General features: G+C 43.9%; 16 protein-coding genes, 1 tRNA gene and 1 riboswitch. Of the genes, 9 read left to right on the plus strand and 8 right to left on the minus strand.

Annotation, left to right across the window (positions count from 1 at the left end; all coding sequences use genetic code 11):
- The first annotated feature begins 42 nt into the window (after positions 1-42).
- From BW931_RS00815 to BW931_RS00830, 4 genes are all read left to right on the plus strand, one after another.
- Positions 43-354 carry a hypothetical protein gene (locus BW931_RS00815; RefSeq protein ID WP_076569184.1) on the plus strand — a complete coding sequence of 104 codons (312 nt, stop codon included), beginning with the start codon at positions 43-45 and terminating at the stop codon, positions 352-354.
- A gap of 25 nt (positions 355-379) precedes the next feature.
- Positions 380-1,273, plus strand: a complete 894-nt coding sequence (locus BW931_RS00820) for an MBL fold metallo-hydrolase (protein WP_076569186.1) — start codon at positions 380-382, stop codon at positions 1,271-1,273.
- Between the two features lie 130 nt (positions 1,274-1,403).
- The gene (locus tag BW931_RS00825; protein ID WP_008590042.1) at positions 1,404-1,634 is read left to right on the plus strand and encodes a hypothetical protein; all 231 of its coding nucleotides are present in this window, start codon (positions 1,404-1,406) and stop codon (positions 1,632-1,634) included.
- Positions 1,635-1,716: 82 nt separating this feature from the next.
- On the plus strand, positions 1,717-2,220 hold the full coding sequence (locus BW931_RS00830) for a GNAT family N-acetyltransferase (protein ID WP_008590040.1): 504 nt from the start codon (positions 1,717-1,719) through the stop codon (positions 2,218-2,220).
- A 79-nt stretch (positions 2,221-2,299) separates the two neighbouring features.
- On the opposite strand, the gene qoxD is transcribed toward BW931_RS00830, so the two are convergent.
- The 7 genes from qoxD to BW931_RS00865 all read right to left on the minus strand — a co-directional run bounded on the left by qoxD (position 2,300) and on the right by BW931_RS00865 (position 10,915).
- Positions 2,300-2,581 (minus strand): cytochrome aa3 quinol oxidase subunit IV, encoded by a 282-nt coding sequence (gene qoxD / locus BW931_RS00835; protein WP_008590038.1) that lies wholly within the window; start codon positions 2,579-2,581, stop codon positions 2,300-2,302.
- A gap of 1 nt (position 2,582) precedes the next feature.
- Positions 2,583-3,179 (minus strand): cytochrome aa3 quinol oxidase subunit III, encoded by a 597-nt coding sequence (gene qoxC / locus BW931_RS00840; RefSeq protein ID WP_008590035.1) that lies wholly within the window; start codon positions 3,177-3,179, stop codon positions 2,583-2,585.
- Positions 3,176-5,125 carry a cytochrome aa3 quinol oxidase subunit I gene (gene qoxB / locus BW931_RS00845; RefSeq protein ID WP_076569188.1) on the minus strand — a complete coding sequence of 650 codons (1,950 nt, stop codon included), beginning with the start codon at positions 5,123-5,125 and terminating at the stop codon, positions 3,176-3,178. The genes qoxC and qoxB overlap by 4 nt, the downstream gene beginning before the upstream one ends.
- Before the next feature lie 18 nt (positions 5,126-5,143).
- Positions 5,144-6,028 (minus strand): cytochrome aa3 quinol oxidase subunit II, encoded by an 885-nt coding sequence (gene qoxA, locus BW931_RS00850; protein WP_076569190.1) that lies wholly within the window; start codon positions 6,026-6,028, stop codon positions 5,144-5,146.
- Between the two features lie 293 nt (positions 6,029-6,321).
- On the minus strand, positions 6,322-7,845 hold the full coding sequence (locus tag BW931_RS00855) for an HD domain-containing phosphohydrolase (protein ID WP_008590028.1): 1,524 nt from the start codon (positions 7,843-7,845) through the stop codon (positions 6,322-6,324).
- Between the two features lie 4 nt (positions 7,846-7,849).
- A complete protein-coding gene (locus BW931_RS00860; RefSeq protein ID WP_076569192.1) occupies positions 7,850-10,699 on the minus strand; it encodes a CheR family methyltransferase in 2,850 nt (949 codons plus the stop codon).
- A 144-nt stretch (positions 10,700-10,843) separates the two neighbouring features.
- Positions 10,844-10,915, minus strand: a tRNA-Val gene (locus BW931_RS00865).
- Positions 10,916-11,090: 175 nt separating this feature from the next.
- Between BW931_RS00865 and BW931_RS00870 the strand changes: the two genes are divergently transcribed.
- From BW931_RS00870 to BW931_RS00880, 3 genes are read left to right on the plus strand one after another with little or no spacing between them, the layout of a single operon-like run.
- Positions 11,091-11,819: an alpha/beta hydrolase gene (locus tag BW931_RS00870; RefSeq protein WP_008590025.1), complete on the plus strand. Its 729-nt coding sequence runs from the start codon at positions 11,091-11,093 to the stop codon at positions 11,817-11,819.
- 16 nt (positions 11,820-11,835) lie between these two features.
- Positions 11,836-12,351 (plus strand): YjcG family protein, encoded by a 516-nt coding sequence (locus BW931_RS00875; protein ID WP_008590023.1) that lies wholly within the window; start codon positions 11,836-11,838, stop codon positions 12,349-12,351.
- Between the two features lie 5 nt (positions 12,352-12,356).
- Positions 12,357-12,782: a GNAT family N-acetyltransferase gene (locus BW931_RS00880; RefSeq protein ID WP_040609351.1), complete on the plus strand. Its 426-nt coding sequence runs from the start codon at positions 12,357-12,359 to the stop codon at positions 12,780-12,782.
- Between the two features lie 36 nt (positions 12,783-12,818).
- On the opposite strand, the gene BW931_RS00885 is transcribed toward BW931_RS00880, so the two are convergent.
- On the minus strand, positions 12,819-14,288 hold the full coding sequence (locus BW931_RS00885) for an MDR family MFS transporter (protein ID WP_076569194.1): 1,470 nt from the start codon (positions 14,286-14,288) through the stop codon (positions 12,819-12,821).
- Between the two features lie 273 nt (positions 14,289-14,561).
- Between BW931_RS00885 and BW931_RS00890 the strand changes: the two genes are divergently transcribed.
- Both BW931_RS00890 and dapA read left to right on the plus strand, forming a co-directional pair.
- Positions 14,562-15,548 carry a helix-turn-helix transcriptional regulator gene (locus BW931_RS00890; RefSeq protein WP_076569196.1) on the plus strand — a complete coding sequence of 329 codons (987 nt, stop codon included), beginning with the start codon at positions 14,562-14,564 and terminating at the stop codon, positions 15,546-15,548.
- A 188-nt stretch (positions 15,549-15,736) separates the two neighbouring features.
- Positions 15,737-15,916, plus strand: a riboswitch (Lysine riboswitch).
- Between the two features lie 109 nt (positions 15,917-16,025).
- Positions 16,026-16,919, plus strand: a complete 894-nt coding sequence (gene dapA / locus BW931_RS00895) for a 4-hydroxy-tetrahydrodipicolinate synthase (protein ID WP_076569198.1) — start codon at positions 16,026-16,028, stop codon at positions 16,917-16,919.
- Positions 16,920-16,981: the final 62 nt, after the last annotated feature.

A 16,981-nucleotide genomic window follows, 5' to 3' on the forward strand; every position in this document is an offset into this window, starting at 1 on the left:
TCAAAAAAGGGGGTATAGAGATAAGAAAGAGGAGGGAGAATGATGGGCTATATCTTACCTGTTAACCATTATCAGTATCAGTATCAGGATTACCATCAGCGCATCACGGAACGACAGCAAGCTCCGCGGGGAATAGAAAAAGCCTGGAAAATTGTCCTTGATCAGAAAGTGAAGGAACGCAGGCAGACGAGAGAAGAGGACAGGCTGGAATACCATCAGATCAGCGGGTTGCTATACGCGCCTTCGACGGTTCATAAAACTCATAGCAGAAACTCATCTTTACCTCTTCATACTCAGGAAAAAATTTACTCACGGGTAACAGGAAAAGGTTCCTTTTTCAGCGAATCCGTATAGTATAGCTGGAAAGGGGAGAAGATATATGGAATTCAGGAAACTGACGGAACATGTAAATTATTTTGATGGTGTTGTAAATATCGGCTACGTACAAAGCGGCGATACGGGTCTTTTGATTGATACGGGAATCGATGACTCGACTGTAAAAAAAGCAGTTCGATACCTGAGAGAGAATGAGTTCCCGCTTACCCACCTTTTTCTTACTCATGCACACGCGGACCATTACGGGGGAGCGGCATTTTTACGGAAGAAGTACGGGGTGATCACTATCGCTCCGAAATTTGAAGCAGCAATTATGGAGAATCCGACAATTGAACCTTTATATCTATCCTCCGGTAATGACCCTCTCCCTGAGACGCGGAATAAATTTCTGGAAGGACCTCCGGTGAAAATTGACCGGGTAGTTGAAGAAGGAACAGTGCAAATCGGGGAAGTGGAAGCACGAATGATTACATTTCCCGGCCACAGTTACAACCAGGGCGGGCTGGTAATAGATAACATATTATTCGCCGCTGACAGCTATTTCGGTCCTGAGTACATTCATAAACATAAAATACCTTACATTACTGACAGCTCGTTCCACGAAGCCTCTCTTCACAAATTATTGGATCTTAAAGTGCTTGGAGCCGTACCGGGCCATGGCGTATTTGAACAGGATTTTAAAAAGACAGTGCGGACCAACCTGGATTATTACGAAAAATTAACTGAGTATATGAAGGAATGGATACGGAAGCACGGAGAAGTGTCGCATGAAGAATTGGTAGCCGGCATGTGCCGGACTTATGGAGTGGAAACGCAGCATGTTTCAGCCTGGCTGTTATACCGGACGGCGGTTACAGCTTTTGCTAATGGACTTATGAGAAATGGAGAGGTTACTTCCTTTTTAAAAGATTACCGACTGTTTTTTTCTTTGAAATAAAAGGATGGCACGATACGAGTTCCATGACCATATTAATTTAATATTACCCGGGAAATGTCAATGAAAGCGTTAACAAAATGTTTGACAAATTTGTGAACAAGGGTAATAATAGTAGTAAGAGGTGATGGAAATGAACTCTAAAACTTTAAACACTGTGCAATACGTCGGAGCAACTCTTCTCATTATGGGTACTGTGACATTTTTGTTAAGTATAATGGGACTTGGAGACCGCACGTTGACTATGATCGGAGTTGGTCTCGTAATGGGTTCAGTCTTCATTTTTATGATGGGATTGTTCCTGTCACTATCCGAAGAATTAACGGTCCGTTACAAAAAAGAAAACCGGCGATTCAATCAATAAAATGAAATGAAGAATGCCCTAATTTTTTTGGAATTAGGGCTTTGTTATGGAAATTGGAATAGATCAATGGAGGAGCAGAGCTATGGATACGGAATGCAGATTACTGGAGACAGGGGACGCCCTGGAATTTCTTGAATTAAGTAAAGAACTAGATGAATCGGGAAATATGCTGTATGCACCCGGGGAAAGAGAGATAAGTGTGAAGGAACAGGAAGAAATGATCCGGAATGTTAATGAAGACCGTTCGACAGATTTGTTTATAAGTGAAGAGAATGAAGAAATCACGGGCTTTATTATGCTTCGAGGTAGTGCACTGGAAAGGGCCCGTCATTGTGCATACATAGCTCTTGGAGTAAAGGAAAGTCAAAGAGGCAAAGGAACAGGTAAGCAGCTCCTGCGAAGAGGCTTTCGCTGGGCCAGAGAGCGGGGAGTGACCCGGCTTGAGCTGACCGTACTTACACACAACGCTGCTGCTATTCATTTATACAGGCAAATGGGCTTCAAAATAGAAGGTGAAAAAGTGAATTCCCTGAAAATAGAAGGGGAATACATAAATGAATACTATATGTATAAATTGCTTAAATGAAAGAAACAGGCAGAGTTTGTCTCTGCCTGTTTCTTTATTCCACGTGATTTTCCACTCGTCTGTCTGTGGTTCAGATTAATTAATATCCCCAGACCATAGCCAGTAATGAACCGAACACGATGGCCAGGGCGATGAAAATACCATAGTAAGTGTTCAAATAAATGGAATCTGAATCAGGTGATTCTCCCGCGTGCATAAATACCACAAGCTGAAGTCCTGCCTGTGTAAAAGCAGTAAGCAGAAGAACTACCATGCCAACTGTAAAACTCATATCCAGAAAATAGACGAGCAGGGCAATCACTGTTAAAGCGAGAGAAGCGACGAAACCTGTAAGCTGTTTAGCCGGAAATAGTTCTCTCATATTACATCATTCCTTTCAGGTAGACGAAGCTGAAAATGAAAATCCAAACGACGTCCAGAAAGTGCCAGTACAGGGAAAAGATGAATGTTTTGTTGGCTGTACGTGGCGTAAACCCGTGCTTGACGATTTGTACGATGATCCCGGCTCCCCAGAAGAGACCGAAGGAGACGTGGGCTCCGTGCGTACCGAGAAGAGTGAACAACCCGGCGGAAAAAGCACTTGTCTGAAGAGACAGGCCTTCGTGTACGTACTCGTAAAATTCATAAATCTCAACTCCGACGAACCCGGCCCCTAATACAAGAGTAATTGCCAGGAATGTCAGCGTAGCACCTTTTCGGCCGAGACGCATAGCATTGACCCCGAGACCTATCGTAAAACTGCTGGTCAGAAGGACGAACGTCTGAATCATTAAGGTAGAGATGACGAAAAGCTGGCCACCGGAAGGTCCATCTGCGATGCGACCTTCCATAATGAAATAGGTGGCGAAAAGGGTAGCGAATAACGCGATTTCAGCCCCTATAAAGACCCAGAAACCGATAATGTTCAAAGCGTTAGTTTCCGTGCTGTATTCCATTGGTGTAGAGTGCTCTGTACTCATCGCGTCTCACCTCTCTTATCGTTTTCGGTATCTCTTATTTCCTGTTCATGAATATGACGGCCGTCGTCCTGTTCAAAGGAACGTATGAAGAGAAGGACGGCTATACCGGCAGCGGCAACGTAGACGACCGGCCACAGACTGAAGACGAGACCAAACCCTGCAACAAAGAAGAAAGCTGCCATAATGAATGGCTGTCCACTGTTATTAGGCATATGGATGTCTTTTATTTCCTCTTTGAAAAGCGTTTTCCCTTCATATTTCGAGTCCCAGAATGGTTCGCGTGAATCGACTTGCGGGGTAACCGCAAAGTTGTATTCCGGCACCGGTGTACGGGTAGCCCATTCAAGGGTACGTGCATCCCATGGATCGTCTCCGATATCACGGGTCGCATAGCGGGCACTGTAATATACGTTAAATACAATCAGTATAAAGCCCATTGCAAGACCGAGAGCGCCGAAGAACGACAGAAGGTTCCAGATTCCGAAACCGGCAACCTCGGAATACGTATACATACGACGCGCCTGGCCATCGAGCCCTGAGATGAACATAGGGAAGAAGGCGAGACAGGTACCGATTGCAATGTTCCAGAATGCCCATTTTCCTATCTTCTCGTTCAGCATGAAACCGAACATCTTCGGCCACCAATACGTCATCCCGGCAAGCATTGCAAATACAACCCCTGGGATGATTACGATGTGGAAGTGTGCCACAAGGAACATCGTATTGTGATACTGATAGTCGGCACTGGCGATACCGAGCATGACCCCGGTAACACCTCCGATTGTAAATATCGGAATAAATCCGAGAGAATACAACATAGGCACCGTAAATTGAATTTTCCCTTTCCACATCGTGAACAGCCAGTTGAATATTTTAATACCCGTAGGTATAGCGATGGCCATTGTAGTGATGGAGAAAATACTGTTTACGAGAGCACCCTGCCCCATCGTAAAGAAGTGGTGTACCCAAACGAGGAAAGCAAGGGTCGAAATAACGACAATAGCGACGACCATGGATGTATAGCCGTACAGGTTCCGTTTGGAGAACGTAGAAATAACTTCACTGTATATACCGAAAGCCGGGAGCACCAGAATGTAAACTTCGGGGTGACCCCATACCCAGAAGAAGTTGGCCCACAGCATCGCCATTCCTCCGTTATCCATTGTGAAGAAATGGGTTCCGAACAGACGGTCCATGGTACCCATAGCCAAAGCTACTGTCAGTACCGGGAAAGCAAACGTTATTAACAGGTTGGTAATAAGCGCCGACCAGGTGAAAAGCGGCATTTTCATCAGTTTCATGCCCGGGGCACGCATTTTGAAAATCGTAACGATGAAGTTAATACCGGTAATCAACGTACCCAGTCCGGCAATCTGTAACGCGATCATGTAATAGTTGGTCCCGATGTGTGGGGAAAGTTCGTTACCGGCGAGCGGGAAGTACGATGTCCAACCGGAGCTCGGTGATCCCCCGATGACGAACGACAGGTTGAAAAGCATCGCTCCCATGAAATACAACCAGAAACTGAGGGCGTTCAGTCTCGGGAAAGCAACGTCGCGCGCTCCGATTTGCAAAGGAACGACGAAGTTCATTAAAGCTGTAATAAAAGCCATGGCCATGAAGAAAATCATGACAACGCCGTGGGTGGTGAATATTTCGTTATATTCGGCTGCGCTTAATAGTTCGTTACCGGGCATGGAAGTTTGGGCACGCATCATCAGCGCGTCGACTCCGCCCCTGAAAAGCATAAGCAGTGCAGAAATCAAATACATGATTCCTATTCTTTTATGGTCAACCGTCGTCAACCACTCACTCCACAAGTATCCCCACTTTTTGAAATAGGTGATACCGGCAAGGACCGCAATCAGTGTAAGACCGATTGCGACCATAGATAAATAAATGGTGGGAGTTGGGTTAGGTACGGCAAATTGTTTAAAAAACTCCATCCATAAGACTCCTCTCTTTTAATGGTCCGACTGCTCTTGCTCCATTTCTTTCTTCATTTCTTCCTCGCTCATCTCCCCGTGCTCCTCAGGAGGAGGGCTGAAATCAAGATGAGTACTGCTGAAGGTTTTCTGGCCCAGATGTCCGGGTTCGAGCAGTTTATTGAATGTTTTTTCATCCAAAGGTTCCGCAGTATTTTTTACTTCTTTCACCCATTCATCGAACTCTTTCTGGGAGACAGCACTCACGTTGAAGGTCTGTTCAGCGAACCCTTCACCGGAGAAGTTGGCATTACGTCCCTGCATTTCTCCTTCTTCCGTAGCGGCAAGATTCAGAGTTGTAATCATTCCTGTCATAGCGTATTTTTGACCGGCCAATTGAGGAATCCAAAAACTCGAAATGGCATCGAAAGAATATAAGCGGAACTCTACAGGGCGGTCAGTAGGAAGGAAAAGATAGTTTACAGTCTCAATATCTTCTTCCGGATAACTGAAATGCCATTTCCAGTTGGAGGAAGCAGCATAAATTACCATAGGCTCCTCATCTTTGAACTGTTTCGGCACGCTTTCTGCTTCATATGTGCTTTGTACAGAGACGAAGGAAAGGAATACGATGATCAATACCGGAATACCAATTGTGGTTATCTCCACCCAGATGTTCCCTTTCACTATCGGTGGTCTGTAGTCAGATGGTGTTTTTGTCGAGCGATATTTAACCAGGATATATATTAAGATAACGAAGACCACGACAACAACGAATAGCATAGTCCATATAGATATCCATATGATATCTTTTAATAGTGCTGCCTGTGGTCCCATGGGATCAAAGACAGTTAACGGTTCGCATCCGCTCAGGAAAAGTAAAAAAGACAAAAGCAAACCGGAAAATAGCCACTGTTTCTTCATGTTCAGACTCCTTTCTGAATTAACTGCTGTTAATGCGTGTTTCCATCATAGGGGCTTTATACAGACTTTCGCAACGAATATGACAACAGTTCACAAATTGTTCATGTATGTTGAATGAATTGTCACGAAAAAATGTCGGTCCTGTGAATAATGTGACAAAAAGGTGGAAGAAAAGACACAGAATCAATGTTTGTCAGCACTGACATCACCGGATTGTTATGTACGGTTTTATCGTCATAAAAACACGGAGCGATGGATCTCCTCTTCAGAAAAAATGTCCTGAAGTTTCAGCTTCAGGACATGATTTCAATAAACAGTTCCACAAGTTTGGGGTCGAACTCCTTGCCGGAATACTTTTTAAGCTCCTGTAATGCTTCCTCTTTAGAAATAGCAGGGTGATAAGGGTGGTCACTGACCATCGCATCATACGCCTCGCAGATATGGATAATGCGGGCCTCTAACTTAATGTCTTCCCCTTCCAGGTTAAGAGGATATCCACGGCCGTCATAATGTTCATGGTGGGTGAGTACGATCATTGATAAATCCGCGAACTCTTCGGAAGCATTCAATATCCGGTGCCCAATTTCCGGATGTCGCTGCACGAGTTCATTCTCTTCCGCAGTTAGCGGAGTATCCTTGTTGAGAATAGAGTGATCAATGGTGATTTTCCCTATATCATGGAGCATTCCTGCCGTCTTCAGGTTCAATAGTCTCGTTTCATCAAGATCCAGAGCCTGACCCAATTTTTCGGCCAGGCTGCTCACACGCTGGGAGTGGGCTTCTTCACGCGGGACTTTTTCGAAAAGACTGGCCATCATACTGTTGATATAGCTGGTCCGATGGCTGTTTCGCTGGAACAGTTTATTTCTATACATCCGGTTCTCTGCATATTGAAGAACTTCCTCGGTGGACTGGAAGGCCATTTTTTTGACAGAGGAACCGAAAGAAGTAGTGATGTATAATTTATTATCGCCTTCAATTACACAGGATTTCACTAACTGGGCACGTATTTCCTTCACTTCTTTTTCGGACGTGTTCGGGAGAATAATAGCGAATTCATCCCCTCCGATGCGGAATACTTCATCATTCGTTCTGGTGTTTTCCGAAAGCGCTTCGGAAACTTTTTTTACAACGTTGTCCCCTTCGGGGTGACCGAAGGCATCATTGATAAGTTTCAAACCGTTGATATCTCCCAGTATAAATCCAAGTGGGAAATTTTGGGATGTATCCATTTCCTGAACTTTTTTCTCGAAGTAACGACGATTGTACAGTCCTGTCATTTCATCATGGATGGAAAGGTGTTCAATGTGTTTCTGGTAATTGACGTTTTCTGTCTGATCGATACAGGCGATTCTATACTCACCTTTATTAATCACGTTACTTTCCATATGCACATGTTTTTCTTTTCCGTTTATGTCCAGAGTAATATCTATCGGCTGTATATCCTTCTGATGTTCGAGTTGTTTCGTATGGAAATAAAAAGCATCCTGGCTATCTTCGCTGATCCACTCAAACAGTTTTGAACCTGTCAGATCCTCGTTTTCAAAGAGAGAGGAAGCTTTCCTGTTGCAGTCCGTAATGGAAAAGGAACCATCTACAGTCAGGTAAGAAATAGGGGCTTCATAAAACAAAGATTCATAATTTTCTTTTACCAGTACCAACTCATGATTTGTCCGTTTCAACTCTTCGTTCTGAAAACGGAGTTCTTCATGGTAGACCGACAGTGTAGAAAGAATTTCCTCTTTTGTTTCGTTTTTGTAGTCTTCAATATTGTTCCCCTGAAGAATTTGTTCGATTATTTCTTCCATACGTTCCATAAGTTTAGTCTCCTTGCTTCATGTAGTTGGAAATATCTATGATAGTACCGCCGATACGGAGCGGGTCTTCATCGTGATCTTTCTCGAGGACTCTCCCCAAAAAATGGACAGGGATGAAACTTCCATCTTCACACTGATAAGAAGCGAACAGGTTGATACTCTTCTTCTTCCCCGAAAGCATTTTTTCAAAAGCTACTTTTATATCATTTGTCTTAAAATATCGGCTGACTTCGTTGAGCGTCGTAGGAAAATCTTCCTTTCCATAACCGCAGTTCTGTAAAAAGGAAGGGGAGACGTCGAAATGATCGGCACGGCCATTGAATTCCCACCATCCCATATTGCTGATTTCAAGGACCTGCTCAAATTTCTCCTTCGTTTCCATCACTTTTGACCGTTCCTTTTTCAAATTCGTGATTTCTACGAGTGTGACGATAATTCCGTTTACGGAGTTATATTCTGTCCGGTAAGGACGGATGCGGACGAACCAGTGCCTGCCTTTATTATCTTCTATCTCTTTTTCCTTCTTTATAAGAGAATCCAGCACTTCGTACACGTCATCCACAACTTCGGGGTACTCGGACATGACCGAAATATGGGATATTGGTCTGCCTATATCCTCATCACGTACGTTTGAAACCTCCTTCATAAGTGGGGTGATTCTTCTTATACAGAGCATTTCATCGAGATAGAGCGCTCCTATCTCTGTATTATTCAAAAGGTTGTTCAGGTCGTTATTGGCTTTTTTCAGTTCCTCGATTTTTTCCTGGTACTCGTTATTGACTGTATAGATTTCTTCATTCACGGATTGGAGTTCTTCGTTCGTGCTTTGCAATTCTTCATTGGAAGCGGTCAGTTCTTCGTTGGATGTCTGTAATTCTTCGTTGGATGTCTCCAGTTCTTCCACTGTTGCCTGCAGACCCTCTCTGGCAAGCTGGAGTTCGGATTCCAGATATCGGACCCGCTCTTTCATTTGATCCGACACATCCACTTCCTCACTATTTTTTACTTTCACCTCAGTAGCTTCAATAAAACTGATGAAGTAGAAGAATTGATACTTCATTTCGATGATGTGGCCGCTCAGGGAGAGAGAAGTCTCCTCTCCTGCTCCGTTCATGATATTATTCAACCGGACGTGAGTACGCTCTGCTTTCAGTCTGCGAAGGATATTGTTTACAAATAACGAAAGTTCCCGGGACATGTTGGTATTGAAATTATTTGAAAACTTGCCCGGCTGAGGTCGCAAATAATCCGACATGTCATTAACAACGTGAATAATCTGATCGTTACCGTCGATAATTATGGAAGGGGGAGAGATACTGGATACAGCTTTTTGTAATACATTTTCAAGATTTACGTTCTGGGCCACAGACTTTGCAGGCTGGGTGTTTTTCTCAATTTCCGGGCCTTTGTCACTGTACAGAGATATTCCCGAAGGATGGTCGGGCCGGTAATCCTCCCGAGGTTTGTAAATTTTCCATTTGTTATCTATGGACCGGTAAGCCTTCGTTAAATCTCCGAGAGTTTCACTGGTACCGAGGAATAAGTATCCATTTTTTAATAACGAGTAATAAAATTTATTCAAAATATACTGCTGTGTTTCACTTTTAAGATAAATGAACAAATTTCTGCATACGAGAAGATCAAGCCGGGAAAAAGGAGGATCATTCACAAGGTTATGTTTCGCAAAAACGACCATTTTTCTTATGGAATTAGCTATGCGGTATCCTTCTTCTTCCTTTATAAAATATTTGGCTACAAGTTCAGGAGGGACATCCGCCATCAGGCTCTCCGGGTAGACACCGTTACCGGCGGTTTCAAGTGCTTTGTCATCTATGTCTGTTGCGAAAATTTTCAGACCGGTCTGCAGATTGTTTTTTTCCATGTATTCACATAGAAGTATAGCAAGCGAATAAACTTCTTCGCCGGTGGAACACCCGGCGGACCAGATCCGGAGAGCCTCCTTGTTATAATCGAGTTTGGGGAGGACATTTTCGGTAAGACTGTCAAAAGCCTCTTTATCCCGGAAGAAACCGGTGACGCCTATAAACAATTCCTGTTGGAGTATATTTCTTTCCTTTTCCGAATTAGAGAGATGTTCCGCGTATTCTTCAAGTGTTTGAAGCCGGTTCAGCTTCACTCTTCTGTTAATCCTGCGGATCATCGTCGTCTCTTTATAGTTATCGAAATCTATTTTTGAGTGACTTCTCATAATTCTGTTTATCCGCGACAACATACTTTTTCCGTCGGAGGTTTGTAAAGACCTGTTAACGGGGTCTGCCGGATGAGTAACGTAATTGATTATCTCTTCAGCCATGTCATCCGGAGGGAGAATGTAGTCGATGAGACCGGTGGAAATCGCACTTCGTGGCATCCCGTCAAATTTGGCAGTAGTCTCGTCCTCCGCTATCACCATTCCGTCGGCATCTTTCAGGGCACGAACCCCGAGAGTACCATCGCTTCCGGTACCGGAGAGTATGACCCCGATGCTGTTTCTACCCTGGTCTTCAGCCAGTGATTTAAAAAACAGGTCTATCGGAAGATTCAGGTGTTTTCGTTCGGTTTGTTCACTTAAATGGAGAGTGCCATGATAAATGGAGAGATTTTTACGGGGCGGGATAAGGTAGACGGAGTTCGGCTCCGTCGCCATCATGTCTTCGGCTACATGGATATTCATACTCGTATAGCGGCGTAAAAGGTCATCCATGTGGCTTTCGAAGTCGGGGGAAAGATGCTGGATGATAATGAAAGTGAGACCTGTATCGTTGGGCATGGTTTTGAAAAAGCGTTCGAGAGATTCGAGGCCTCCTGCGGAAGCACCGATGCCGATGTAATATTTTTCTTCAGTATGTGACATAATTTCACCTCTATCGATTTCTTATGCAGATAATAATAATTGTACATGAGAAATCTTTATATGATAAAAAAAAATACTTCCGTAATGGTTTTCCTCAACAAAAAAAGTCTTTCTCTCCCTAAGGAAGAAAAAGACTTTCAGTAGTGGGCCGTGCTGGGATCGAACCAGCGACCTCTTGGTTGTCGACCAAGCGTTCTCCCGCTGAACTAACGGCCCGTGTTTTGAATATGTAAGTAAGACATGTAATAATATACTATGTGTACTCTATATATGTCAAACGTTTTTTAAATAAAGATTCGAAAGCTTAACTATGATAAAATAAAAGTAAATGTTTGAAACTTCAACGTAAGGGTAAAATCTATGGATGATTAAACGATGCAGGGGTGTTCATGTGAAAAGGAAAGGCACATTCGAAGAACATACGATAAACAGTGAGTATTTAAAAGAAGAAATGAAACTGAAAGTATATTTACCGGAGAATTTTTCCGAACTGTACAAATATCAGTTCTGTATCATGCAGGATGGGGACGATTATTTTCAGATGGGAAGGGCAGCTACCCTGAGCGATGAACTTCATGAGTCCAAACAGATTTCTCCGACTATCTTTGTGGGGATCCATTATGAAGATAAATTCGACAGGCAGGATAAATACCATCCGGAAGGGAAAAGACAGCAGAATTATATAGATTTTATTGTAAACGAAGTTGTTCTTTTCCTGGATCAGACGTATCCGAGTCATTGTATGGCCAGCTGTCGTACACTGATCGGTGATTCCCTCGCAGGTTCTCTGGCTTTCATGATCGGATGCCGTTATCCTTATACTTTTTCCAACATTATAATGCAGAGCCCGTTCGTGAATGAGACGGTACTGGAAGAAGCTAAGAAAGCAAGCGACTTCACACCGCTGTCGATTTATCATACGATTGGTACTAAAGAGACAGAAGTAACTACCACAGAAGGCGAAGTAAAGGATTTTCTCAATCCGAACCGCGAACTGAATAAATACCTTGAAAGAAAACCGTTCGATTACACGTTCCACGAAATTGAAGGAGGGGACCACACATGGGGGTCCTGGCAGAAAGACTTCAAAAGGGGACTTGTTACTATAATCGGAAAATGAACAGGAGGGACGCAAGATGAAATATGGTATAGCTATTTTTCCGTCTAAAAAAGTCCAGGATGAGGCAAACTCTTACAGAAAAAGGTACGACTCTCATTATGCTCTCGTACCGCCTCACATCACTTTGAAATATCCTTTTGAATCGGACGATGAAGAAATCGAGAGAACCATTATCCCTGCGCTGGATGAGATTGCAAAAAAAACGAGGCCGATCGATATAGAAGTGAAGAAGGTAGGTTCCTTTAAGCCGGCAGCAAACGTGCTGTATTTAAAGATAGAGCCTAACGAAGATCTCCACAGACTGAGTGAAGAAATGCATGAAGGTGCTCTTGAAGGAGAAAGAGAACATACTTTCGTACCGCATATCACTATTGCACAGAGTCTGTCGGACGATGAATTCTCCGACATATATGAAAGTCTGCGGATGTCCAAGTTCGATCTTACCGACCGGTTAGACCGTTTTCAACTGCTCTACCAGCTCGATAACGAATCGTGGAGTGTGTATGAAACGTTCCGCCTGAAAGGGGAATAGAAATTATGGAAATAAAGACAGTATCTACAGAAGAGGAAAGAAAAGATGCCTACTCCGTACGGAGAAAAGTGTTTATTGAAGAGCAGAATGTTACAGAAGAAGAAGAGCATGATGGTCTTGATGAAGTGTCTGTGCATTTCGTTGGTTATGAAGACGATCAGCCCGTCGCAGCCGCACGTCTCCGCATAATGGATGACTACGGAAAACTTGAACGTATTTGTGTGCTCAAGGAACATCGTGGCTTGTCATTCGGGAAACAGATGATAGGTACGATGGAAGAGCGCGTCCAGAAAGAAGGAAGGGATAAGGCGAAGTTGAATGCTCAGACCCGGGCGGAAACTTTTTATGAAAGTCTCGGCTATCGTACGACTTCTGATGAGTTTATGGATGCCAATATTCCGCACGTAACGATGGAAAAAAGCTTCCGTTAATAAGACAATATAGCAAAAGAGAAAGCAACAGGCGATTTATCCGCCTGCTGCTTTCTCTTTTTGTTTTTCGTTTTTTTGTTCCTGAGCCTGTCTTTCCCACTCGTCCCACTGCTCGTCACTAGGCGGAGAGGTGCGCTTAATGAATAAAGCAAGAACCGTTGATACCGCCGAGAGAGCGGCAATGAGGAAGAAAGCGAAATTAACTCCAAAAATATCGGGCCTATCCATGGATGTGAGAGATGCTGCCACGTCTTTGGATGTTGTCATCAGAGTGACCAGAACGGCAGTACCCACGGAAGCGGCGATTTGTCTCATTGTGTTGCTCACTGCGGCTCCGTGAGGAATTAGTTTGTTGGGCAGTTCGTTCAAACCTGAAGTGGTGACGGGCATCATCACCATCGAGAAACCGAACATGCGGATAGCGTAGACGACCATCAGGTAAGTGAGAGTCGTTTCCGTATCAAGTACTCCCAAAAGAATTGTTCCGGTCGTCATGATCGAGAGACCTATCACTCCGAGCACACGTCCTCCGATCCGGTCAAAAATCCTTCCGGTAATAGGAGACATCAACCCGGAAATGAGAGCCCCCGGCAGAAGTACGAGACCGGATTCGAACGCAGTGAAACCACGCATGTTCTGCATGAAAAGCGGGATCAGTGTTTCAGAACCTATAAGCCCCATGAACGTAATGCCGGCGATAATGGTGGTCAGTCTGAATGTTTTCAGTTTGAATACCCGGAACTCAAGCATCGGATGAGTCATACTCAACTGTCTTCTGATAAAAGCGAAGAGAATGACGGACCCGGCTGCAAGGCCGAGGAGAGTGATAGGGCTTCCCCATCCATTGTTTCCGGCACTTGTAAATCCGTAAAGTAGGCCTCCGAAGCCGAACGTGGAAAGAAGTACGGAAGGAATATCGAGTTTCGGATTTTTTAGTTCCGTCACGTTCCTCAGTACGAAGAAAGCTACCAAAATCATAATAATGACAAGCGGGAAGATGAACCAGAACAGGTATCTCCATGTAAATTCTTCAGTTACCCACCCGGAAAGGGTAGGGCCGATGGCAGGGGCGAAGGAAATAACGAGTCCTATGTACCCCATGGCCGTTCCGCGTTTTTCCACCGGGAATATAAGCAGAAAGACCGTCTGCATCAGCGGGAGCATGATGCCGGCTCCGGCTGATTGAACTACGCGTGCCACGATTAAGCTTTGGAAGTTAAAAGCGATACCTCCAAGAAATGTCCCAACCAGAAAAATTGTCATAGCTGTCATAAACAGCTGTCTTGTTGTGAATTTTTCTATTAAAAATGCGGTAATCGGAATCATTATTCCGTTTACGAGCATAAAGACGGTGGTCAGCCACTGGGCGGAGTTGGCCGATACATTCATTTCTTCCATAATTGGAGGAATGGCCGTGATCATGAGTGTCTGGTTAAGGATCGTAATGAAAGATCCTGATATGAGCAATGCTGCAACCAGAACTCTGTTGTAGTTCTGTTCCACCATTTATAACCCTCCTTTAGTTTGCATAGACTAATGGAATATTATACTCCCACGCTCCGGCGGTGACAACAATTTCAAATCCGTACTCAGTTAATGAGTGAAAACAGGGACATACGACTGTTTTATAAAAAATTACCAGAAACACAAAAAAATGTTTACCTTTGGGAACTGTGGGCATTTTTAACGATTAAGCATAGACAACAGTGTGAATAAATTTTACTATGAATTTAAGATATATGAAGCAAATCTATTTTGAAGTCGTCGAGGGGTGAGTGTTTGGAACTGAACAACAATACCAGGCTGTTAGTGTTGTTACGTATCCTTTTTGAAGAGACGGACGAAAATAACGAACTGAGCATTACGGAAATGAGCAGTAAGTTACAGGAGTTTTTCGGGGTAGATAGAGAATTCGATGCGAGAACCCTGAAAAGTGACATGAACGTGTTGGAAGAGATCGGTTATGAAATTATAAAAAACAGGGGGAAATTCGGCAAAGTATATTACAGTTTTCAGGACAGATTGTTTGAAACGTATCAGCTTCGATTGTTGAATGATGCCATTTTGTCTGCCCGTTTCATTAATGAGGAAGAAAAAAAGAAACTTATTAAAAAGCTGGGCAAATTAACGAGTAGACATATTGCTGCGACCCTCCCGGACCCTCTTATATTTTCACAGATGACAGCGAACGATTACGATCAGGTGAAAATCAATATAGATCATGTGCACCGGGCTATTTCCGAGCAGCGGGTCGTCTGCTTCAAGTATGGTAAATACAACATGAATAAAACGTTCGAATATCATAGGAATGGAGACGAATACGAAGTGAAGCCGTATGCCCTTATCTGGCAGAACGACTTCTACTATTTGATCGGCTGGTTCCGTAAAACAGAAGAGATGCGTCACTACCGTCTGGATCGTATAAGAAACATCCGTATCGCCGATGAGACGTTTGAAAAAGGAGACTTCGATGTTCAGGAGTACGTTAATCAAAGTTTTCATATGTTCTCCGGAGAAAATATGAAAGTCGAAATAAAATTTCATCAGTCCCTTTTGAATGTAGTGCTCGACAGATTTGGTCTCGAAGTATCGGTGAAACAGGTGGACGAAGAGTATTTTCTCCTATCCACAGAAGGAAAGATGAGTACGGGACTAGTCACCTGGGTGCTTCAGTGGGGGCACAAGGCCCGGGTTATATCTCCACGCACCCTTAAACAGGAAGTGGAGAAGGAGATTGAGAAAATGAGACGTCTTTATGAAGAATGAAGTTCTGGACCCTACTCTTTTCAATAGCTGGTCAAGTACCTTGCAGTGTAACGAAACAAAGCTGACAATGGGCATTGAAGAAATACGAAAATAAAAGATTTTTTTGAAACGAATCGATTGTAAAAAGGGCCCTGCTCTGGTATGTTGGAAGTAATTCAATACCACATCTTATTTCAAATAATGTTTGAAGTAAGGGTAGAGGTGCAATAACCATTAGTAGATGCAGGGAGAAGCGGAGGCTTCGGTGAATCGCATCGAAAGGGGACATTGCCGAAGTGGCAGAAACCTCATGATTCTGACCGCTGGTTCTGGTATTTAAAAGATGCAGAACTGTCATATAGGAGACTATATGGAGGGCTATCTTACGGAGAAACGATATACATGTTTCTACGGCAACAGCGGCCCTGATCTCCGTTGTTGCTTTTTATTATGGTCCTCCGCACCTAAATCTAAAAATCTTAAAAAGGGTGTGTAACAATGAATTTTGGACAATTATTGACTGCCATGGTGACGCCTTTTGACGACCAGGAGGACATCGATTATAACCGGACGAGAAATCTCGTGGAGCATTTGATCCTCCACGGTTCGGAGGGACTTGTCGTAGCCGGAACGACCGGAGAGTCCCCGACTTTGACAGCTGAGGAGAAAGTGGAGCTTTGCCGCTTTGTAGTGGAAGTAGCAGACGGAAGAGTGCCGGTCATCGCAGGTACCGGTTCCAACAATACGAAAGCCTCTGTAGAACTGACAAAACGGATAGAAGCAGTGGGAGTGGACGGCATTATGCTCGTAGCTCCTTACTATAGCAAACCTTCTCAGGAAGGTCTGTATCGTCACTTTTCTCAAGTTGCTGCAGCAACCTCGCTCCCGGTCATGTTATACAATATTCCCGGACGGAGCGTTGTAAACATTGAACCCGATACGATTATCAGGCTTGCTGAAATCAAGAACATTGTTTCTGTAAAAGAAGCGAGCGGTGATCTGGATGCTGCCACGCGTATCATCAGCCAGACACCTCAGGACTTTTCCATTTACACTGGAGAAGACAGCCTGACGTTACCTATGTTATCCGTAGGGGGCGCCGGAGTCATTTCCGTGTCTTCCCATGTTATCGGTGACGAAATGAAAGATATGATAGACAGTTACAAGCGTGGGGATGTGAAGACGGCGGCTACTCTGCACGGTTACATTCTGCCTATGATGAAACTTATTTTTGCCCAGCCGAGTCCTTCACCTGTGAAGGAAGCCCTGAATTACATGGGCGTTTCCGTAGGGAGCGTACGCCTTCCTATGATTCCTTTGGACGACGCCGAATGTTCAGCACTGCATAATATGATAGATATTTATCAGCAAAAGAAAGTAGCAAGCATTTAAGCTGTATAAAGACCGGGACAGCACGGATAATGGGAAGACAGGAACCGGTTAATTCATTGAAA

The sequence above is a fragment of the Salimicrobium salexigens genome (assembly GCF_900156705.1).
In the GTDB taxonomy this organism is placed as follows: domain Bacteria; phylum Bacillota; class Bacilli; order Bacillales; family Halobacillaceae; genus Salimicrobium; species Salimicrobium album.